A 20,809-nucleotide genomic window follows, 5' to 3' on the forward strand; every position below is an offset into this window, starting at 1 on the left:
GCTACGGAAGAATTTCTATTTCGATGTGCATGGCAGTCTCCTTTCTAATGGCGAGGTGGCTACCATTTATATTCAAATAAAGCGGATCCCTGAATGGGGCAGTTTGAACCAAGACCACTTCATTCCCGGGAAGACAGCCCATTTCTAAAAGTTTCAACGGAATATTCTCGGTAGAAAAACCCTTGATTATACCGCGTTGGCCCCTTTTTAGATCGACAATGGTTTTAGTCAATGTTTATTTAGATTGATTTTAAACAAGACAAAAATAGGGTAAATTTCACTATTAGAAAAACCTTAACATATAAAAGAATTTTAGAATCATTTTTTCCCGCGATTGCTGGCTTACCTGTCTTCATTTTTTAAGATCTCAATGTCTGTAAGCAGCTCCTCTATAGCCTTAGGGTCTGTACCGTCGTAAAAACCTCTTATTCTTCTCTCCTTGTCTACCAGCACAAAATTTTCTGTGTGGATGAGGTCAAAGGGACCTCCATCCCCGTCTGACTTTGAGGCGAGATATGATTTCCTCGCGAGGTCATAAATGTCTTTTTTATTCCCGGTAACCAGGTTCCATTTAGAATCTATTACTCCTTTTTCAAGAGCATATTTTTTTAGTTGTGGCACACTGTCGGCATTTGGGATCACGGTGTGGGACAGCAAAAGAATATCCTCATCATTTTTCAGTTTCTCCTGGATCTGCAGCATATGATCTGTCATTATGGGACAGATGGTTTGACAGGTGGTAAAAAAGAAATCGGCTACATAAATCTTATCCTTGTAAAAATCCTGGGTGATGGTATCCCCATTTTGATTATAGAGCTTAAAATCCTTAATGGTGTGATATTTTCGCACTTCCTGCAGTGTGGAATCTACCAGTTCATTGTTCACCATATTGGGTTGATATACCGGTAAACGTTTTTCGGGAGACAGGATATTGTAGATGATGGTGATGATGATGGCCGAAAGCACAAAGAGAAAAATTCCGAAGAATTTATATTTCGCAAAAAACTGTAGCATGAGCTCTAAAATTTCCCTGCAAAATTACGATTCTAAATCCCATTTTTCATTCCTTCCGCACTAAAATTCCCTGATCCTGAAGCGGGTGAGCTTTTATGCTTTTTTAGGAACCTTTAAAAGTTTACTTTTGTGCGATTTTAATTTATCCAAGATTGCTATGGATCCTTTTTTTATTAAAGCATTACAATTAATACTTAGTTTATCCATTCTCATCATCCTGCATGAGATGGGTCATTTTATTCCTGCAAAGATGTTTGGGATCAAGGTGGAGAAATTCTTCCTTTTCTTCGATGTTAAATTTGCCCTTTTTAAACAGAAAATAGGAGATACCGTCTATGGAATTGGCTGGCTTCCGCTTGGAGGTTATGTTAAGATTGCCGGGATGATCGATGAAAGCATGGACCGCGAGCAAATGGCGCAACCTGCCAAGCCGTGGGAATTCCGCAGCAAACCTGCGTGGCAACGGCTTATCGTCATGGTGGGGGGAGTAACTGTAAATATCATTTTAGGATTTTTTATCTATATGATGGTGGTATTCGTATGGGGCAGCCCTTATATCACGCCGGAAGATATGCCGAATGGTTTTGCGGTTGATGATACTTTCAAGGAATATGGCTTTAGGGACGGTGATAGGGTTCTGGAAGTAAATAACCAGGAACTTAAGAACAGTATTGACATCAACAAATATCTTTTTCTAAGGGATGTAAAGAATATTACCGTAGAACACCAGGACGGGACTACCGAAACTATTGCTGTGCCCGAAGATATAGGTTCACAAATGTTTGAACAGGGAGTGATGCAGCCTTTCGTACCTATGACCATTCCTGTATTGGATTCGGTGGTGGCAGGAAGTCCGGCAGATCTTGCCGGCTTAAAAAAGGGAGACAGGATCATCTCTGTTAACGACATTGAAATTGGATACTGGCATCAATTGACACGAAAGGTAGACCAGAGTAAAGGACAGGAGTTAAGACTGGTGTATAGCCGCGACGGAGAAATGCAAAGCGTGGAAATGGACCAGGCTAAAGCAGAAGCTCTTGAGAAAAAGCTGAATGAAGTTTCTTTGACTCCTAATGAAGAAGGAAACCTGGGAGTTTATGTAGATCCTGAAGCTTCCATAAAAATAAGCAGGGAGCACTATTCCTTTACCGAAAGTATATCAAAAGGTTTTGATCTCGCTTACTGGACGCTGCACGACTATATTGCACAGTTCAAGTATGTGTTTACCAAGAAAGGAGCCACCCAGGTAGGTGGTTTTGGTGCCATTGGCGGCCTTTTCCCAGATGCATGGAACTGGCAGGCCTTCTGGATGACCACTGCTTTTATTTCTATCATTCTTGCTTTTATGAATATCCTTCCTATCCCGGCTCTTGATGGGGGGCATGTGGTATTCCTGTTATACGAGATGGTTTCCGGCAGAAAGCCGAATGAGAAATTTATGGAATACGCCCAGTTGGTGGGATTTGTGATCCTTATCGCGCTCGTGCTTTTCGCTAACGGAAATGACATTTACCGCTGGTTGTTCGAATAAAAATTATATTTATTACTGAATATACAGGCTGAAAAAATTAATTTTTCAGCCTTATTTTTTCTTCCTGTTATGAAAACATCTTTCCCGGACTTCGCTATAAAAGGGCTTCTGAAAATGCCATTTTTGGCAGGTATTCTTTTTCTTTTTGCCTGCTCTTCAGACAATGGATCTGTTCCCGTCAATCCGAATCCCGAACCAGAAGCTGAAACTATTGTCATTTTCTCTATTAATGACCCTCATGGGAAGATCCACAACTTCGATAAGATCGCTGCAATCATTGAACAAGAGAAGGAAGAGGAATCCCAGGTATTTTTCGTTTCGGGAGGAGACATTTTCTCGGGAAATCCTATCGTAGATTACCATCCCGAAAAAGGCTTTCCCATTGTTGATCTCATGGGCAAAGCGGGAATGGATGTCTCTGCCCTGGGAAATCATGAATTTGATTACGGGCAGGAAATTCTGGAGAACAGGATGCTGCAGGCAAGTTTTCCATTTTTATGTGCGAACCTTACAAAAAGCACCTCCGGCTTTACAATTCCCGAAGGAAAAGTGCTTATCGAAAAAGATGGCTTTGAAATCGCATTTTTAAGTGTGGTGGAAACCGGCTCTGCAGATAATAAACCCCTGTCTCACCCAAAGAAGTTGACAGGGCTTGAGTTTACTGAAGGTGTTACAGCGATGGAAAAATTTGAAGCAGATGAAGAAGTTCAGTCAGCAGATCTTGTGGTGGCTTTAACGCATTATGGCAGGAATGGAGATAAAATGATCCTCGAGCAACACCGCTTTGTTGATCTGGTGATTGGGGGACATAACCATGCAGTGTATAGCGAAAAGGTTGCGGGTCGTTTTATGGTGCAATCCGGAGCAGATCTAAGATACCTCACAAAATTAACTTTGACCGTGGAAGAAGGAGAGGTGACGAACTATGAGCATGAATTGATCGATCTTGACCTGGTATCCGAAAGAGATCCCGAGCTCACAAAACTTATTGAAGAATACAACAATCAGCCGGAATTCTTTGTGGAAATAGGAACTTCTCTGCAGGATCACAATTCGGCAGAAACTGCTTGTTTCTATACCACGGCTTTGCAAACCATAACAGGGGCAGATCTTGTACTCCAAAACTATGGCGGGATAAGAACCGGCCTGGATTATGGCACTATCACCCCCTTTGGACATTTACACTATAGATCCTTTTCAGAACGGCCTGGAATCTTATTCCATGGAGGTGGCGCAGGTGGAAGATTTCATTAATGCCCCCTATGTTTCTTCCCTTGCCTATTCGGGTCTAAGGATCGAACAGATCAACGGCAGACTCGAATTAATGGATGCTGAAGGTGAGCAGCTGGCAGATGAAGCCATGATCAAAGTTGCTTTAAGCGATTATTTGACCTCAATTTATTCCGGAGATTTTAAAACTCCTGAAAAGACCTTTGAAAAAACCACAGCCGATTATCTTATTGATTATCTCCTGCAACATCAGTCTGTAATCGATTTGGAGGGCTGCAACCGCGGGATTTAAATCCTCCCCGAAAATGGCATTTTTAGAAGTTATTTTTCAGCCCTTGAAAATGAAATAGACTGCCAGGATCAGAAAAATGAATCCGATAAGATGATTGCTGCTGAAGGTTTCGTTTTTGAAGAAGATCACTGAAAAGATTACAAAAACTACAAGCGTGATCACCTCCTGCAGCACTTTTAGCTGCACGAGAGAGAATGGGCCGCCTGTACCCCTGAAGCCTATCCTGTTTGCCGGCACCTGAAAGCAGTATTCAAAAAAGGCAATTCCCCAGCTGATCACCACCAGACCAATAAGGCCATATTTGGCAATGCCTTTCCACTCTCCAAATTTCAGATGACCATACCAGGCCAGGGTCATGAAGGCATTGGACAGGATAAGGAGTAGAATGGTAGCTATAGACTTCATTTGTTCAAATTTTATAGCTCCAAAATTATCTAAAAAGTAAAGTAGTTTTACCGGATTTTATAAAAGGAAAAAAACTGATACAGGGCCTTACTTTTTTGGTAGTTTGTTTAGGGAAATAGATTTTTTCAATTATATTTGCAACCGCAAAAATGGTTGCGACAGTCCTCCTTAGCTCAGTTGGTTAGAGCATCTGACTGTTAATCAGAGGGTCCTTGGTTCGAGCCCAAGAGGAGGAGCAAAAAGCAGCAGGCAGCTTTTAAAAAATTCTGGACATATTGAAATTCCTCCTTAGCTCAGTTGGTTAGAGCATCTGACTGTTAATCAGAGGGTCCTTGGTTCGAGCCCAAGAGGAGGAGCAAAATTGAAGCCACCATTTAGGTGGCTTTTTTGGTTATATAGGTTGGGGCGAGAAGCCTGTCCCGAGCGAAGTCGAGGGGAGCCCAAGAGGAGGAGCAAAATTAAAGCCCCACATTTTATGTGGGGCTTTTTGTTTTTACTCATGAACCACGAGGTGTACATTCTTTATTCAAAAACTTTGAATCGCTATTACATTGGTTCATCTTCAGATATTAGGGTTCGAATGCAATTCCATGCTACTTCTCCAGGTTATAAATTCACTGGAAAGGCAGGAGATTGGGAGATATTTTTAAAGTTTTTCTGCGAGAATAAAAAACAGGTTTTGGCTATTGAAAACCATATAAAAACCATGAAGAGTAAAAATTATATTGAGAATTTAAAGAAGTATTCTGAAATGATAGAGAAGCTGAAAAACAGGTATTCTGACCGTTAATCAGAGCCCCGATAGCTATCGGGGTTGGTTCGAGCCCAAGAGGAGGAGCAAAGTTAAAGCCATCTTTTTTAGATGGCTTTTTTGTTTATAAAGGTTTGGGCGAGTAAAACCCTTTCAGGGTTCCAAACCCTGAAAGGGTTATTCCGGGAGTTTAATTTAACTATAAATAGAATGAATAAACTCCTGGTATTTTTCCGTGATCGTTCTGCGTTTAAGCTTTAGCGTGGGCGTTAATTCTCCCCCTTCAATAGTCCATTCATGTGGGAGCAGGCGGAATTGCTTGATCTGTTCCACCGGATTGAAATTGAGGTTGTATTTTTTGACAGAATCACTGATCAATTGCCGCACTTCTGCTGCATGAAGAACTTTGTCATTCCCGGGATAGGGTAATTCCTGGTCCAGATACCATTTTTTGAGGGCTTCAAACGCCGGAACCACAAGCGCGCCAACAAATTTCTGAAATTCTCCTACCACCATGATCTGTTCGATCCATGGACTCTCTACCATCTTATTTTCAATGGGCTGTGGAGCTACATACTTCCCGCCGCTGGTCTTGATGAGCTCTTTTTTGCGATCTGTGATCTTCAGGAACTTTCCATCTATAATTTCCCCGATGTCCCCGGTACGCAACCACTCCCCATCCATCACCTCTTCTGTAAGATCGGGACGTTTATAATAACCCATCATCACATTAGGGCCTTTACAGAGAATTTCCCCGTCTTCGGCTATTTTCACCTCTACTTCCCTGAGCAGGGGCCCCACTGTGCCAAACATCCTGTTCTTTTCGTTGTAACGGTTTCCGCTTATAATGGGAGAGGCTTCAGTTAATCCATAACCCTCCTGGATCACTATGCCTGCGGCGGTGAAAATGCGCAGCAATCTCACCTGGCATGCAGCGGCGCCCGTAATAATAGATTTTACTTCTCCGCCCAATGCATCTCTCCATTTGCTAAAGATCAGCTTATCTGCCAATGCCAATTGCACCATGTAGGATAGACTTTTTGGTTTGTTGATCTCAAATTCTTCGGCTAAACCAAGAGCCCAGAAAAACAGCTTTTTTTTGATCCCGGTTAATTCATTTCCCTTTGCCAGGATACCTTCATATACTTTTTCCACCAGACGGGGAACGGTGGTGAAAAGCGTGGGTTGAACTTCTTTGAGATTGGCGGCAATGGTATCCATACTTTCGGCATAATAAACAGCTGCCCCGCTATAGAACTGGCAGTAGGTGGCCATACGTTCAAAAGCATGATTAAGAGGCAGGAAACTTATCACACGTTTACCTTTAACCCCAACTTCCTGTATAACTTCTGCAGCGCCCATAGCATTGCTCAGAATGTTCCTGTGTGATAACATGACCCCTTTGGGAGTACCCGTGGTGCCGGAGGTGTATAAAATGGAAACCAGGTCATTTTCCTTTACCTGCCCCCGGTGCTTCTCTACCTGTAGTTTTTCTTCGGGAGTGATCTCCTGCATTAAGGCCGTAAGTTGTTCTACTCCCGGGACTTCTTTAAAGGAATAGATCTTCTGCAAAGCAGGTAGTTCTGCTTCGATCTCCATGACCTTTCCAAAGAGGATTTTGTCACCCACAAAGACCATCTTCACATTGGCATCCTGAAGAATGAATTTTAATTCTTCGTTGGTAATATTGGGATAAACCGGAACAGAGACGGCACCAATTTGCTGAATAGCCATATCTGCCATCATCCATTCGGGACAATTCTGGCTTATAATACCAATCTTATCCCTGCCTTCAACACTACCGTCACCTCCCGAAAATCCCATTTTTAAAAGGGAAGCACTAATTTCATCTATTTTTTGTTTTACCTCTGCGGTACTGTATTTTCTCCATTCTCCTTCTTCCTTGGCTGCAAGCGTATCGGGCAGAGGAAAGTTTTCCAATTGATAGCTTAGGCAGTCAAAAAGCCGCTTTGGTTCTCCTGAATTTTTTACCTGTGGATTCATTCTAATCGCTGTTATCTCTTCCGAAAAAAAGTGGAAGTTATGTCCCTGCATGATGACACAGGGAGCGCAAAAGTATTATATAAATAAGATAAAAAGATGCGGGAAGAACCACAAATATTTTCTGAAGCTCTTTGCTCCTCAACCGGAAAACAATAAACCTCCCGGGTATTTAAAATCCGGGAGGTTGGAATGGTATTTCAAGAGATCAATTTTGAATCTTAAATTTTGAATTCTAAATCCATTTAACTTTCTTCTCCCAGTTCCACAGCTCTGTCAAAAGCAGCGTAGGCAGCTTCCTTGATCAATTCCTTTACGTTATTATCGTCCATAGAATCTAAAGCTGCGCGGGTGGTTCCTCCTTTTGAGGCCACGCGGTCCATCCATAGCGTAGGAGAGAGATCGTTCTGATTGAACAATTCTACCGCTCCTTCGAACGTCTGACTCACCAGGACGCGGGAATCGTGTTCAGAAAATCCCATTTTTAAGGCTGCTTCCAGCATGGAGTTCATGAAATAGAAAACATAGGCCGGCCCGCTACCCGAAATTCCGGTAGAGGCATCGATGAATTTCTGGTTTTCCACATGAATGGATTCTCCCGTGGTATCCAGCAGGTTCCTTATCATTAACAATTCCACGCGGGAAACCTCTTTCGATTCGGTATAAGAGGTTACCCCTTTCCCTACCTGTGCGGGTAGGTTAGGCATGGCACGAACAACTTTATTGATCCCCAGGCCTTTCTGGATTGTACCAATGGTTACTCCGGCCATAAGGGAAACGGCGATCTGTTCCTTATTCATCATGGGCTTCATCTTCTGGAAGAGTTCTTCACTGTGATAGGGCTTTACAGCCAGGAAGATCACGTCTGCTTCCGGCAAAGCGTCCTCCAGCTTTTCATACACATCAAAAATGCCCATTTCTTTCAGGGAGATGATCTTATCTGGAGACACATCGAAAACCATGAGCTTCCGGCGATTTAAAAATGTTGATCTGGCCATACCTTCTGCATAGGTAAGACCCATATTTCCTGCTCCAATAACTAAAACTTTCATTATATCATTATTTTGTAATGTTTGTGCAAAGACTGTACAGGACCTTCAGTTTTTCCAAATTTTCTCTGTTTCTGCGGAATAAAATCCGATAGGGTACCATTTTAGAGGGCTCCAGGTAAATTCGGAATAACCATAACTCCCGACAAATGGTCATTTTCCTGAAATTACGTCAGGTTTTTAAGCTTCCGAAGCAAGGCCCCATGAATTAAGCCCTCTCTAAAATTACATTCCTTTTGATATATTTGAACAAACCTCAATAAAAACTTAATTTCTCATGAAAAAATTTACAGGAATTTTGTTTCTCTGCCTAGTCCTGTGGGGAAACATTGTTATTGCACAGGATGATCCTGTTATTGAAAGCATTGTTAGGGAAGCCGAAGAAAACTCAAAACTGGAGAGCCTTGCGCATTCGCTGCTGGACAGTATTGGCCCCCGCCTGGTAGGTACGCCACAAATGAACAATGCTCATAACTGGGCTGTCAAAAAGTTTGAAAGCTGGGGTATCCCTGCCGAAAAGCAGAAATGGGGCGAATGGCGCGGCTGGGAACGCGGCGTAACTCATATTGATATGGTGAGCCCAAGGTTGCAAACCCTCGAGGGCAGACAACTTGCCTGGAGCCCTTCCACAGGAAAGAAACCTGTAACCGCCGAAGTGATCACCCTGCCTGAAGAAATTCAGGATTCCCTGGCTTTCCAGAAGTGGTTGCCTAAAGCCAAAGGTAAGTTCGTCCTTATCTCAATGAAAGAAAATACCGGAAGGCCCGATTATAATTGGGAAGAATTTGCAACCGAAGCTTCTTTTGAAAAGATGAAAAAGGAGCGGGAGGAGCAAAGCAATGCCTGGAGAGATAAATTCCGCACCATGGGGTATAATTCCCGCACTTTGCCCGTAGCTCTTGAAAAAGCCGGTGCCGCCGGAATTATCACCTCCAACTGGTCCCGCGGATTTGGGGTGAATAAAATATTTGGGGCTTATACAGAAAAAATCCCCACGCTTGATCTATCTCTAGAGGATTACGGACTGCTTTACAGGCTTGCCGAAAACGGAAGTAAACCCCAGATTAGGGTGACCTCAGAATCTAAAGATCTGGGCACTGTACCCACCTTTAATACCATTGCTACCATTAAAGGCACCGAACTTCCTGAAGAATACATCGTGCTTTCGGCACATTTTGATTCCTGGGATGGCGCAACCGGTGCAACCGACAATGGTACGGGAACCATCGTAATGATGGAAACTGCACGTATTCTCAAAAAGCATTATCCAAACCCTAAGCGCACCATCATTGTTGGATTGTGGGGAAGCGAGGAGCAGGGACTTAACGGTTCCCGTGCCTTCGTGGAAGATCATCCCGAGATAGTGAAGAACATTCAGGCGGTATTTAACCAGGATAACGGAACCGGAAGAGTGGTTAATATCTCCGGAAACGGCTTTTTGCATGCCTATGATTATCTGGGAGACTGGCTGGCCAAAGTGCCCGATACTGTCACTCAACACATCGAAACCAACTTTCCCGGAAGTCCGGGTCGTGGAGGTTCAGATTATGCATCCTTTGTAGCCGCGGGAGCACCTGCTTTTAACCTTAGCTCCCTGAACTGGGCGTACTGGAACTACACCTGGCACACCAATCGCGATACTTATGACAAGATCGTTTTTGACGATGTGAGAAATAATGTGATCCTTACAGCTGTTCTTGCCTATATGGCGAGTGAAGATGAGGAGCAAGCATCAAGAGAGCAGATCAAATTAAAGAACAACCCAAGGACCGGGGAGCCTCAAACCTGGCCGGAACCACGCTCTCCTAACCGCAAGGGAGGATTGGATTAAATAAGGAAACAAGAGTCAAGAGAAAGAATCAAGACTTTGATGGCATTAGGAAATGGCTGAAATCATTTCTGACTATGAGCTTTCTTTTAGCCCCGGTTTAAAACCCGGGGCTATTTTTTTTGGTTTTCCCGGAGCCACGGATTTTAATCCGTGGTAGAGAGAGGTTGAAAATCATAAACTGTTTTAACGGTTTATAATCAGAGGTGTCAAAAAGCTGATTTTTCCGGTGCTTCATTTCATTTTCAGGACTTCTTTTCCCGCTGCGACTTCCCGACGGGCACGGTCGAATAGTTCTTTGTCGCCACCCACTAACACCCGGGTGAGTGCTTCCATTTCAAAAAGATATTTTCGGGCGAATCCCGGGTCGTTCCTTACGATATCCGGGGTGTTGTCTATAACATCGGCTAATTTGATGGTTTTCGCCTGCGCACTTATATTTGCCTGCCTTTCCACTTCTTTTTGTTTCCTGGTTTTTCTGTTGAGGTGTGGATAATTTACCTTCATAAATTCATCGGTAAGTTCCCCGACAAGCTGAGCCACCTTAGCTCCAAATTTTTCCTGTATTTCTTCAATTTCCACAGCTGTGTCTTCCACCACGTCGTGCAGGTATGCAGCGCAGATCATTTCAGAAGTATGGGGAATTCCTCTTACGATCTCTGCCACCCGTTTTGGATGTTCTATATAAGGTTCATTTGTGAATTTCCTTTGTTGTTCACCGTGGGCTTCAGTTGCGAACCTCAATGCCTCCTCTTCCATGAATTTTTTCTTGTCAAATTAATGATTTTTCAGAAGGAGGAAAAGCAACAAAAAAGGTTGTTTAAAAAGCTTTGGTCAGCTTTTTAAACAACCTTGAAAAATGCCATTTTTGACAGTTTATTTATCCAATGGTGCTCCAACAGGAATAGCACAATCATGCCCGGGTTCCCCGTGTGGCGGATTGACCGACGGAGTTTGATTTACTCTCACAGGTGAAACCGTGGTGGACTGGGTGTTGTTGGTAGAAGTTGGCGTAGCAGTATTGGCTGCCGTTCCATTTAACGGTGCTCCTACCGGAAGGTCACATCTGTGCCCCGGCAAACCGTGCGCAGGATTAACCTTTACCTCTTCAGTAGCAGCATTGGTAGTATTCTCGGTTGCGGCCGGTGTAGCTTCAGTGGAAGCCTCAGCCTGTTTTTCGCTATCGTTGCAGGAAACCGTAAAGATTAATCCTACGGCGAGTACAAATAGATTCAGTTTAGTTTTTTTCATGACAAGTTTTATTTAGTAAGTTCTTCAAGTTCTTTTTTGGAAATATTCAACAGGCCCGAGGCCGGTAATCTTCTGGTCATTTCTTTCCAGTTGGGATCTGCTTTAAAAATAGCTTCAAAAAGTGGTTTTGCTTCGTCCATTCTTCCGCTATTCGCCAGGGCAACTGCTGTCCAATATTTCATTTCAAGATTTTCGGGGAACAATTCCATTGCACCTCCATATTCCTCCAAAGCTTTTTCAACATTGGCTGCTTCCATGGCGAGATCGCCGCGGTTCATAAATTCATAGGCACGGGCAACCTTTAGCAGGCGCTCCAGCTCTACAAGTGGTTCGGCATGATCATCTACCCGCAGGTCGATCTTCTTTTCCTCCCACGGATGCTCTACTTCTTCGGCACCTACAACAATAAGTGCGGCGGATTGTTTTCCGCGGATATCCCCACCGGCAGCTTCCGCAGCCTGTAAAACCTTCAGCACGCGTTCTGCCAAGGGCAGATTTTCATGTTCCAAAAATGCCTTTTTCATGGCGGGAACAACTTTATCATTCAGCATCATATTAGCCTGTACAGAAAAGTTTTCAGCAGCAAAATCTCCTGCAGCCTCCACACATTTTTCTCCTGTATGCACGGCAGTTTCACCATTGGCATTCAAAAATGCAACCTGGCGGTATGCTTTCCCTTCATCAAGGGCTAGAAGTATAGTAAGTGCTTCTGCAGGAGCCAAGCCTTGTTCCATTAATTTTAATCCATTAGGACCATAAGCCGGATTTACAAAAGACTGGGTGGCGACCACGCCCACTCCTGCCTTTCCCCAGGAGACTATAGAGCCTACAGAGAACCAGTGGCTTTGCACCCCCACAGCCATTTCTCCCGTTTTTGCATCCCGGGCTACAATAGAATAGGTGTGGGCAAAAGGATCTTTCATGATCTCAGCAGTTTGAGCAGAAACCTTTGAGCTTAAAGGTAAACAGCAAAGCAAGACAAGAAATAGTCGCATATTTTCCACAGATTAAGGTCTTTAAAAGTAAGAAATAATATTATACCTCAAATTCCTTATGCAGGGTGGCAAAAAAATGAGATTAATGACAAATAAACCGACTGGAAGTTTTTAAATTTGCATCCCTTAGTTGGCCTCGTAGTTCAATGGATAGAATAGTAGTTTCCTAAACTGTAGATCCAAGTTCGATTCTTGGCGAGGCTACAAATAGCTATGAAAATGCCCTTTTTAAAAAGGGCATTTTTTCTTATTAAAGCTGTCATTTAATTACCGGCTGTTTAATTCTTTGAGGTGACTGCAGGAAATCTTTATCTTTAAATACTCAAGCTATTTGGTGTGCAGGAAACCTTGATCAAAAATCTCAAAAGAGTTCTGGGAGAAGATATTCCGGAAGAGCTATACGAGCTTCTTCAGCAATACTCTTTCGAAAAATCCTTTGACAAGAAAGTACTACTTTCTGAAGCGGGCGCAGACTGCAAATACCAATATTTTATCCTGGAAGGCTCTGTCTATTCCTATTACGTCAATGAGAAAGGAGATAAGAGCGTGATAGAACTGGCCATTGAAGAGTACTGGATCACCGATGCAGCGAGTTATTTTACCGGCAAACCTTCCGTAGCAAATATTAAAACCCTGGAACCCACGAGAGCACTATTGATCAACAGAGAGGATTATGATGCCCTTTGCTGTGCTCATCCGCTTTTTGACCGCTTCTTTCGTATTCTTATGCAAAATGCGCTGGCCTCGCTCCACGACCGGATATTAGGAACCATAAGTGAAGATGCCGAACACCGTTACAGGGAATTTTCAAGGTTACGTCCTTATTTCGTACAGAGAATTCCGCAATATCTTATTGCTTCTTATCTTGGTATCAAACCACAATCGTTGAGCAGGATTCGGAAAAACCTTTTTCAGAAGTAATTTGCTAATTCTGCTTTCTTAACATAGGTGAATCATTTTAGAGAAGGATTTGCTGAAATTTGCTTTGTAATTATTTGATTATCAATTTAAAATACAGGCGATGGTAGCAGGAAATACAATTACATGGAAATTAGACCCGGCTCACAGTGAGCTTACCTTTAGGGTGAAACATTTGATGATAAGCCATGTAAAAGGGGAGTTTCAAAAATTTGACGGACAACTTATTTCTAAAGGAGAGGATTTCAACAAGGCAAAAATCAAGGCTACAGTAGATTCCCGTTCTATTTATACCAATAACCCCGAGCGGGATGAGCATTTAAAAAGCATGGATTTTTTTGATGCAAACCTGTACAGAACATTGAAATTTAAGGGGACAAGTTTCGAAAAACTGGATGAGGAGAACTACAAATTAACCGGCCTGCTCAAAATTAAGGGCACTACCAAAGAGGTAGTATTGGAGGTGGACTATGGCGGAATAATGACCGATCCTGCCGGACAGGTCAAAGCCGGTTTTTCCGTCAGCGGAAAGATCAACCGTAAAGACTGGGGCCTCAAGTGGAACGCCGTGCTGGGAAACGGAGGCGTGCTGGTGAGTGATGAGGTGCGTATCAATGGAGAATTTCAATTTATTAAACAGGCATAATCTTTAAAAAGCATAATAATGGAAAACAAAATATTAGGACTGCATCACATCACTGCCATAGCGGGAGATGCACAGCGCAATTATGATTTTTACACCAAGATCCTGGGGCTGCGAATGGTGAAGAAAACAGTCAACTTTGATGACCCTCAAACCTATCATTTTTATTTTGGAGACGAGGTGGGAAGTCCGGGTACTATTCTTACTTTCTTTCCCTGGCCGGGAGCCAGACCGGGACAGGATGGAGCAGGAATGGCGACAGAAATTGGATATTCGGTACCTAAAGGCAGCCTGGAATTCTGGAAAGATCGCTTTGAGGAAAAGAATATAAGACACTTCCAGATCAGGGAAAGGTTTGGAGAAAGGCAATTGCCTTTTTTAGATCCCGATGGTTTGAAATTAACTTTAATAGAGGCTGCACATTCAGATGCTCGCAATGGTTATGAAACAGAATTGATTCCTTCCCAAAATGTGATCAAAGGTTTCCATGCAGTGACCCTCACTTTAAACTTTATAGAAGAAACCGCAGAGGTATTAACAGAGATCTTCGGGTATAAAAAGATTAAAACTGAAGGGAGTTTTTACCGCTATGGAACAGATGCCGTGGAAAATGCCGCTTTTGTAGACATTTTTATACTGCCCGATGCCTATCGCGGAATAAATTCCAGGGGAACCAATCACCACGTGGCCTTTCGGGTGAAGAATGAAGAGGATCTCATGACGATGAGAGCGAAGGTGCTGGAAAAAGGTTTGCAGATCACCGAAAAGATCGACCGCAACTATTTCTATTCGCTGTACTTCAGAGAACCGGGAGGAGTGCTCTTTGAGATCGCGACAGATAATCCCGGGTTTGCCATAGATGAAACCGTGGAGGAGCTTGGTAACAATCTGGTTTTACCCGCAAGATATGAAGCTGCGAGGGCGCAGATTGAAAGAGCTTTACCTGAGTTAAAACATTAAATTGTAATAGAAGATATAAGGCTTAAGAAAAATTAGGTCTATTCTGATAAATACTCCGAATCGCTGGTCAATTCAGCTTTTCATCAAGCATAAAAACCTGATCATATGGTAAAACTGGTAATTGATGCCCGGCAGGCTTCCCTTGGGGAAGGAATGAAGGTGAAGCGCATCCTGCCTTTCAGAAAGAAAAGAATGGTTGGCCCTTTTATTTTCATGGATCACGGCGGCCCCGTGGATCTTCGGCCGGGCCTGAAGAAATCCATGGATGTGCTGCCTCATCCGCATATTGGTCTTTCTACTGTAAGCTATCTGTTTAGCGGAGAATTGGTCCATAGGGACAGCCTGGGAGTAAAACAGGTGATCAAACCGGGAGAGGTCAACTGGATGACTGCCGGTAGGGGAATTTCTCATTCCGAGCGCTTTGAAGACCCGGGGATCCTGGCACAAAATTCCCTGGAATTGATCCAGACCTGGGTGGCCCTGCCGGAAAAACATGAAGAAGATGCGCCTTCTTTTGAGAATTATAAACCCGAAAACTTACCTGTATTTACAGATAAAGGTATTTGGATGCGGTTGATTGCGGGAGATGCCTTTGGGTTGAGGAATGATGTTGCCACGCTTTCTCCCATGTTCTACCTGCACGTAAAACTTCAGAAAGATGCCGTTTTTGGTCTTCCTGAGAAGCACAGCGAGCGTGCTATCTACATTGCAAAAGGTAAATTAGAGGTATCGGGTGGGATTTTTTCCGCAGGACAAATGCTTGTCTTCTACAAGAACAATGATCCAATTATTAAGGCTAAGGAACCTGCAGAATTAATAGTGCTGGGAGGGGAGCCCCTGGGAGAACGTTTTATCTGGTGGAACTTCGTTTCTTCAAGGAAAGAACGTATTGAACAGGCAAAGGAAGACTGGAAGCAGGGGAGAATACTTTTGCCGCCAACAGATAACCGGGAATTCATTCCATTGCCCGAAGATCCATTCAGGAAAAAGGAAGATCCGTCGCCGGAACCTTTATCCTAATCCTTTCTTTCAATACCCGAAAAAAGGCAGATCTTCAATTATTCCTAATGAGGCAACTTATGCCGCAGGAGGCCATAAATATAAGTTCCTATTAATGCTCCTAAAAGTGTTACCAGGATGGGTAGATAACCCGCCCCAATAAGCGTATAAATTGGTCCTGGGCAGGATCCCGCCAGGGCCCATCCTAAACCAAAAAGGATTCCTCCATACATATACCGGCTAAAACTTTTGGTCTTAGGATTAAATTTTATGGGTTCTCCGTCAAACGACTTCAGCTTATATTTTTTGATGAGCCAGGTTCCCACGATTCCGAGGCTCAGGGCAGAGCCCATAATGCCATACATGTGGAAAGACTGGAATTGAAACATTTCATAAATGCGAAACCAGGAAGCGGCTTCACTTTTAAACATCACAATCCCGAAGATGACCCCTATGATTAAAAAATTTAAATATTTCATGCTTTAGAAGATTAAGGGAAACATTAGGTGAACCATGATGAGACCTCCAAGAAAGAATCCCACAACAGCAATAAGAGAAGGTAACTGCAGGTTACTGAGGCCGGTAATGGCGTGTCCCGAGGTGCATCCGCCGGCATATCTTGCTCCAAAGCCTATTAAAATACCTCCCACAAGTAAGATCGCCAGGGATTTGGGATCTGTAAACGCCCCGTTGGCAAAAAGTTCATCTGGCAAATAGGCTTCCCCTGCACTTTCAAAACCCAGGGTCCTAAGAGTGTCCACAGTTTCGGGAGCAATATCTACGGAAGTGTCTCCGCTCAGGAAATTTGCAGCAAGAAATCCCCCAATGACCGCACCGGCAACCACGATCAGATTCCAACGCTTTGTTCTCCAGTCAAAGGCAAAATAATCTATTCTTTTTCCCGCACCACCCATGGCGCACATGGTTTCAAGATTAGATGACATTCCAAAGGTCTTTCCTCCAAACAAAAGCAGGAACAGAATTCCTGCAATCAAGGGTCCTCCCACATACCACGGCCAAGGTTCTAAGATCCAATCCATAACTATCATTTTAAAGGCTGCAAAATAAGCAGGTTTTTGGTCCGGGGGCAATATCATAGGTCACAATCTTTATCTCTTTATTGAATTTTTCAAATCATGACATCTTCAAATTTTTAGATTTTGTATTTGAAGTTCTCAAAAAACGAATTTGTGTTCATTGGTTTTTGATCATTGTTAATTAAGAATAACCGACAGATCCGCAGATATTTTTTTAATCACTCATACTCCTTTTCTTTCATCCTGAAATTTTCAAATCATCCCACCTCCAAATCTGAATAACATCTATCTTTATCTTTGATATGATCAACGAGAAATACTTTGAGAATTTTCCGAAGCTGCAAACGGAGAGACTCTTCCTTCGGAAGCAGGAGCTGAAAGATGCGGCCAACCTGCAGTTATTGCGTTCCAATGAGCAGGTCATGACCTACATGGATTCAGACCCTCATCCCGATGTGCAGACTTCTGAAGCTTTTATCGCCAAAAACCTAAAAAGCTATCAACAAAAGAAAGGATTCTTCTGGGTGATCATAGCTGCTCAAACCGGCAACTATTTGGGAGATATCATCCTGCGCAAGATAGACAGGAGCAACGCCAGGGCAGAGATAGGCTACACGCTCCTGCCCGAATTCTGGGGCCGGGGTTATATGAAAGAAGCCATGCGTGCGGTCATTTCTTTTGGGTTCAAAGATTTGGGTCTCCACAGCATTGAGGCAAATATTAATCCCGCCAACATCAGCTCCCGGGAACTCCTGCTAAAAACGGGCTTTGTAAAGGAAGCTTATTTTAGAGAGAATTATTACTACAACGGAAGGTTCCTGGATACGGAGATCTATTCTCTGTTGGAGAAGAATTTTAATTTTAATTAAAACAGTTAATTTTCAGAGGCGTGAGTAATTTTTTTTCTTCAATTTTCTTTTTTATCCTTTGTATCTCACAGGGTTCGGCACAAATCGTTTTTGAAAATGATGAACTGAAAATCGAGCAGATAAGCAAACATGCTTACCGGCATATCTCCTTTCTGGATACTAAAGAATATGGAAAAGTTGCCTCTAATGGAGTGCTTTATTTAAATAATAATGAAGCCCTGGTTTATGACACTCCGGTAAATGATCATGCGGCTTCTTACCTGATCGGCTGGATAGAAAAGCATCAGAAAAGTAAGATTAAAGCTGTGGTGGTCACCCACTTTCATGAAGATTGCCTGGGAGGATTAGAGGAATTTCATAAGAACGGGATCCCTTCTTACTCCACAACCTTAACTAAGGAGCTGGCACAAAAGAATAATTACTCAGTCCCTCAGAATATTTTTACCAAAAGTCTGGAAATTCATATAGGTGGAATTACAACTGCTACTGAATTTTTAGGAGCCGGACACACGCTTGATAATGCGGTGGGGTTTATTCCATCCGAAAAGGTGTTTTTCGGGGGCTGTTTAGTAAAAGCCGCCGGCTCCGGAAAAGGTAATCTGGCAGATGCCGATGTAGGGGAATGGGCAGAGACTGTGAAAAGGATTAAGCTCAGATTTCCTGATGTAAAAGTTGTGGTGCCGGGACATGGAAGTCCTGGCGGACCGGAGTTGCTCGATTATACTATAGAATTATTCCGGAATCCATAATCTCTGGTAGAAATTTGTTGCCTGACCACCATGGATTTCCCGAAAGATTTCACAGGAAAGCAGAGGTGACAAAGCCTTTTTTAGTCTGTAAATTTTTCACTTGATTCAATAAAAATTTTTGACGCAAAGCTTGCAAGGCTCTACCGCGAAGGGCGCAGAGATCTTTTCTTCATTAATTATTGATCATTCCCGATTGGAAAAGCTGCCCGCAGATCTCGCAGACTTCTGACCACTTTACCGAAAGTTCTTAGTTTTCCTGAAAGAATTTTACTTCATCCTGCCTGACATTTGTCATGGTGCTAAAATTTTAGCTGCCGTATCTTAATTGAGCATTTCAAATCCCGACTGTTCTGAAAAATGGGTTTCCTTTTTTTCGGTGTCCTTAGGATTAATGCTCATGATCGACACGACCCATTCGGAATTTTTATCCAGGGAGGCCGTGGATGAAAATAAATGTATCTCTGTATGGAAAAGGGTCTGACCCTGAATAAAATGGATTACTAAAATATAAACAGGATAAAATGCTGTTTAGGATAATTATACTACTGGTGGTTTTTCCATTGATCACTTCTTGTGATAGTATTTCTGTATCGACACCTCAACCTGTGGATTCAAAAAATATAATGAATTTCCCCAGGGATTATAGAGGAACCTGGACTTGTGAAGGCAACACTGTAACTATAGGAAAGGATTTTTATGAATACAGTGAGGTTTTTGATGTTAAGATTCCAAAACAGCTTGTCGATACTTCTTCTTCCTATCTCCTAAAGAATAACAAGATTTACTATGTCGACAGGTGGAAACAGGAGTTAGGAGAAGGATTTCCATACATGATAGAAAATGATACCATTTACTATACAGAGCGTACAGTAAGTGAAACAACTCTTGGACAAAATGCTTTTTTAAGAAGAGTGAAGAAAAATTACATTTTGAATGTCAAACAGGAGAATCAATGGTGGCAACTGGCATTGATCGAAAAAAATAAAGGAGGAGAAATAATAATAAGGATCCAGAATTTAGAGGAGCTCGATAGATTCTCTAATCACACTCATATTCATACCTTATCAGGTAAATATGACAGGTCCGAGTTTATTGAAGCCAATTGGACAAGAAAGGATCTTTCAGATATGTTGAATAATGGGATGTTCTCGGACACCTTATTAGTACTGGAGCCAAACAACAAGATCCGGTGTGATGATTTCTAACCAATTGTCTTCGAATAAAGGGCTTCTTTGAGGAGAATCAGTAAATATGGGAATATGGAAACCCCATTCACAATAGAACAATTCTTTGAAGTATTCGGGAAATACAATACTGCAGTATTTCCGGCCCAATTCATTTTTATTGGATTAGGCTTTCTGGGTTTAGTTCTTATTCATAAACAAAAAAATAACAGCAATCATTTCATCACCGGCTTTCTCGCTTTTCTGTGGCTTTGGATTGGTTTTATCTACCATATAGGCTTCTTCACCTCGATCAATAAGGCCGCATATGGCTTTGGTGCCCTTTTCATTATTCAGGGTTTATTTTTTGTAAGAGAGTTTTTCAGAAGCAACCTCGAATTTAGATTGCAAAGGAACTCACGCACTTACCTCGGATACTTTTTTGTTCTTTTCGGGTTGATCCTTTATCCGCTAACCGGTTACCTGTTTGGGTCAGAATTCCATACTACAATTTCCCTCGGATTACCCTGCCCCACTACCATTCTCACCTTTGGATTCCTCATGCTAACCAATAGCAAATTCCCCGGCTATCTTTTGATCATTCCCACTATCTGGGCAATTATAGGAACATTGGCTGCAGTAAATTTTGGCGTGTACCAGGATTTCCTAATGATCATTGCAGCCGTTATTGCTGACCTGTACTTGCTGAAAAGGAAGAAAATGCCGGCTGTTTCAGCTGTAAATTATTCAAGAAAATCCTGAAGCCATGGAAGGGAAGATCAACAGAGAATGGCATACCTTACATAAGATGCCTAAAAACCCCGGTATGGATCAAAGGATCGCCTGGCACCTTGAACACGCACAGCACTGTGGCTGCCGAAAGATCGAAGGCAAACTGGCGGAGGAAATGAAGAAAAGAGGAATTAAATTCTGAAATCCGGTTCTCTTTTTTAACAAGCCCTTTTTGATCAATTTTTACATCAATAATATATTTTCAGATAAAGTCCGCGAACTCCTGCAAACAGCACAAGGACCTTCTATTCATTGCTAGTTATTTTCCTTGATCGTGAAAAGCCACGGATGCACCGAGGTTTATTTATTCATATTCCCTTTTGTCTCATTAT

24 protein-coding genes and 3 tRNA genes are annotated in these 20,809 nt (G+C 42.6%); 17 read left to right on the forward strand and 10 right to left on the reverse strand.

Features of this window, described 5'->3' with window-relative positions; all coding sequences use genetic code 11:
• Window position 1 precedes the first annotated feature (1 nt).
• Window positions 2-232, reverse strand: a complete 231-nt coding sequence (locus CRO16_RS05215) for a FeoA family protein (RefSeq protein WP_097055252.1) — start codon at window positions 230-232, stop codon at window positions 2-4.
• A 110-nt stretch (window positions 233-342) separates the two neighbouring features.
• Window positions 343-1,014 (reverse strand): SCO family protein, encoded by a 672-nt coding sequence (locus tag CRO16_RS05220; protein WP_097055253.1) that lies wholly within the window; start codon window positions 1,012-1,014, stop codon window positions 343-345.
• Window positions 1,015-1,171: 157 nt separating this feature from the next.
• Here CRO16_RS05220 and rseP point away from each other — a divergent pair, with 157 nt between their 5' ends.
• From rseP to CRO16_RS05235, 3 genes are all read left to right on the forward strand, one after another.
• A complete protein-coding gene (rseP, locus tag CRO16_RS05225) occupies window positions 1,172-2,545 on the forward strand; it encodes an RIP metalloprotease RseP (RefSeq protein ID WP_097055254.1) in 1,374 nt (457 codons plus the stop codon).
• A 69-nt stretch (window positions 2,546-2,614) separates the two neighbouring features.
• Window positions 2,615-3,799 (forward strand): bifunctional metallophosphatase/5'-nucleotidase, encoded by a 1,185-nt coding sequence (locus CRO16_RS05230; RefSeq protein ID WP_097055255.1) that lies wholly within the window; start codon window positions 2,615-2,617, stop codon window positions 3,797-3,799.
• Window positions 3,768-4,067 (forward strand): hypothetical protein, encoded by a 300-nt coding sequence (locus CRO16_RS05235; protein ID WP_097055256.1) that lies wholly within the window; start codon window positions 3,768-3,770, stop codon window positions 4,065-4,067. Before CRO16_RS05230 ends, CRO16_RS05235 begins: the two co-directional genes overlap by 32 nt.
• 36 nt (window positions 4,068-4,103) lie before the next feature.
• On the opposite strand, the gene CRO16_RS05240 is transcribed toward CRO16_RS05235, so the two are convergent.
• Window positions 4,104-4,472 carry a DMT family protein gene (locus tag CRO16_RS05240; protein ID WP_097055257.1) on the reverse strand — a complete coding sequence of 123 codons (369 nt, stop codon included), beginning with the start codon at window positions 4,470-4,472 and terminating at the stop codon, window positions 4,104-4,106.
• Window positions 4,473-4,634: 162 nt separating this feature from the next.
• Here CRO16_RS05240 and CRO16_RS05245 point away from each other — a divergent pair.
• The 3 genes from CRO16_RS05245 (at window position 4,635) to CRO16_RS05255 (ending at window position 5,262) form a co-directional block, all read left to right on the forward strand.
• Window positions 4,635-4,708 (forward strand) — tRNA-Asn (locus tag CRO16_RS05245).
• Window positions 4,709-4,754: 46 nt separating this feature from the next.
• Window positions 4,755-4,828 (forward strand) — tRNA-Asn (locus tag CRO16_RS05250).
• Window positions 4,829-4,833: 5 nt separating this feature from the next.
• The gene (locus tag CRO16_RS05255) at window positions 4,834-5,262 is read left to right on the forward strand and encodes a GIY-YIG nuclease family protein (RefSeq protein ID WP_143544427.1); all 429 of its coding nucleotides are present in this window, start codon (window positions 4,834-4,836) and stop codon (window positions 5,260-5,262) included.
• A gap of 156 nt (window positions 5,263-5,418) precedes the next feature.
• Here the strand turns inward: CRO16_RS05255 and CRO16_RS05260 are convergent, their stop codons facing one another.
• A complete protein-coding gene (locus CRO16_RS05260; RefSeq protein ID WP_097055795.1) occupies window positions 5,419-7,227 on the reverse strand; it encodes an AMP-dependent synthetase/ligase in 1,809 nt (602 codons plus the stop codon).
• A gap of 242 nt (window positions 7,228-7,469) precedes the next feature.
• Window positions 7,470-8,276, reverse strand: a complete 807-nt coding sequence (gene proC / locus CRO16_RS05270; RefSeq protein WP_097055260.1) for a pyrroline-5-carboxylate reductase — start codon at window positions 8,274-8,276, stop codon at window positions 7,470-7,472.
• 274 nt (window positions 8,277-8,550) lie between these two features.
• On the opposite strand from proC, the gene CRO16_RS05275 reads away from it, so the two are divergent.
• On the forward strand, window positions 8,551-10,104 hold the full coding sequence (locus CRO16_RS05275; RefSeq protein ID WP_097055261.1) for a M20/M25/M40 family metallo-hydrolase: 1,554 nt from the start codon (window positions 8,551-8,553) through the stop codon (window positions 10,102-10,104).
• A gap of 231 nt (window positions 10,105-10,335) precedes the next feature.
• Here the strand turns inward: CRO16_RS05275 and CRO16_RS05280 are convergent, their stop codons facing one another.
• The 3 genes from CRO16_RS05280 to CRO16_RS05290 all read right to left on the reverse strand — a co-directional run bounded on the left by CRO16_RS05280 (window position 10,336) and on the right by CRO16_RS05290 (window position 12,275).
• Entirely contained in the window at window positions 10,336-10,860 is a 525-nt protein-coding gene (locus CRO16_RS05280) for an HD domain-containing protein (RefSeq protein ID WP_097055262.1), read from the reverse strand.
• Between the two features lie 117 nt (window positions 10,861-10,977).
• Window positions 10,978-11,352, reverse strand: a complete 375-nt coding sequence (locus CRO16_RS05285; protein ID WP_097055263.1) for a hypothetical protein — start codon at window positions 11,350-11,352, stop codon at window positions 10,978-10,980.
• 8 nt (window positions 11,353-11,360) lie between these two features.
• On the reverse strand, window positions 11,361-12,275 hold the full coding sequence (locus CRO16_RS05290) for a DUF1028 domain-containing protein (protein ID WP_245858875.1): 915 nt from the start codon (window positions 12,273-12,275) through the stop codon (window positions 11,361-11,363).
• A 204-nt stretch (window positions 12,276-12,479) separates the two neighbouring features.
• Between CRO16_RS05290 and CRO16_RS05295 the strand changes: the two genes are divergently transcribed.
• From CRO16_RS05295 to CRO16_RS05315, 5 genes are all read left to right on the forward strand, one after another.
• Window positions 12,480-12,551, forward strand: a tRNA-Arg gene (locus CRO16_RS05295).
• Between the two features lie 132 nt (window positions 12,552-12,683).
• Window positions 12,684-13,268: a Crp/Fnr family transcriptional regulator gene (locus CRO16_RS05300; protein WP_179670485.1), complete on the forward strand. Its 585-nt coding sequence runs from the start codon at window positions 12,684-12,686 to the stop codon at window positions 13,266-13,268.
• A gap of 100 nt (window positions 13,269-13,368) precedes the next feature.
• Window positions 13,369-13,911: a YceI family protein gene (locus CRO16_RS05305; protein ID WP_097055266.1), complete on the forward strand. Its 543-nt coding sequence runs from the start codon at window positions 13,369-13,371 to the stop codon at window positions 13,909-13,911.
• Window positions 13,912-13,929: 18 nt separating this feature from the next.
• Entirely contained in the window at window positions 13,930-14,868 is a 939-nt protein-coding gene (locus CRO16_RS05310; protein ID WP_097055267.1) for a ring-cleaving dioxygenase, read from the forward strand.
• 105 nt (window positions 14,869-14,973) lie between these two features.
• The gene (locus CRO16_RS05315; protein ID WP_097055268.1) at window positions 14,974-15,888 is read left to right on the forward strand and encodes a pirin family protein; all 915 of its coding nucleotides are present in this window, start codon (window positions 14,974-14,976) and stop codon (window positions 15,886-15,888) included.
• Between the two features lie 44 nt (window positions 15,889-15,932).
• Here CRO16_RS05315 and CRO16_RS05320 read toward each other — a convergent pair whose 3' ends face one another.
• Together CRO16_RS05320 and CRO16_RS05325 are read right to left on the reverse strand one after the other, a co-directional pair.
• A complete protein-coding gene (locus CRO16_RS05320) occupies window positions 15,933-16,346 on the reverse strand; it encodes a YeeE/YedE family protein (RefSeq protein WP_097055269.1) in 414 nt (137 codons plus the stop codon).
• A 3-nt stretch (window positions 16,347-16,349) separates the two neighbouring features.
• Window positions 16,350-16,907, reverse strand: a complete 558-nt coding sequence (locus tag CRO16_RS05325) for a YeeE/YedE family protein (RefSeq protein WP_097055796.1) — start codon at window positions 16,905-16,907, stop codon at window positions 16,350-16,352.
• A 299-nt stretch (window positions 16,908-17,206) separates the two neighbouring features.
• Between CRO16_RS05325 and CRO16_RS05330 the strand changes: the two genes are divergently transcribed.
• The 5 genes from CRO16_RS05330 (at window position 17,207) to CRO16_RS16115 (ending at window position 20,619) form a co-directional block, all read left to right on the forward strand.
• Entirely contained in the window at window positions 17,207-17,773 is a 567-nt protein-coding gene (locus CRO16_RS05330) for a GNAT family N-acetyltransferase (RefSeq protein WP_097055270.1), read from the forward strand.
• Between the two features lie 20 nt (window positions 17,774-17,793).
• The gene (gene bla, locus CRO16_RS05335; RefSeq protein ID WP_179670486.1) at window positions 17,794-18,522 is read left to right on the forward strand and encodes a subclass B1 metallo-beta-lactamase; all 729 of its coding nucleotides are present in this window, start codon (window positions 17,794-17,796) and stop codon (window positions 18,520-18,522) included.
• Window positions 18,523-19,043: 521 nt separating this feature from the next.
• Complete coding sequence (locus CRO16_RS05340) at window positions 19,044-19,727, forward strand: hypothetical protein (protein WP_143544429.1); 684 nt, start codon at window positions 19,044-19,046, stop codon at window positions 19,725-19,727.
• Between the two features lie 54 nt (window positions 19,728-19,781).
• Window positions 19,782-20,447, forward strand: coding sequence for a DUF6064 family protein (locus tag CRO16_RS05345; RefSeq protein ID WP_097055273.1), 666 nt, complete (start codon window positions 19,782-19,784; stop codon window positions 20,445-20,447).
• Window positions 20,448-20,451: 4 nt separating this feature from the next.
• Window positions 20,452-20,619, forward strand: a complete 168-nt coding sequence (locus tag CRO16_RS16115) for a hypothetical protein (RefSeq protein ID WP_179670487.1) — start codon at window positions 20,452-20,454, stop codon at window positions 20,617-20,619.
• The last annotated feature ends 190 nt before the right edge of the window (window positions 20,620-20,809 follow it).

Source organism: Salinimicrobium sediminis, assembly GCF_900215295.1.
Lineage (GTDB): Bacteria > Bacteroidota > Bacteroidia > Flavobacteriales > Flavobacteriaceae > Salinimicrobium > Salinimicrobium sediminis.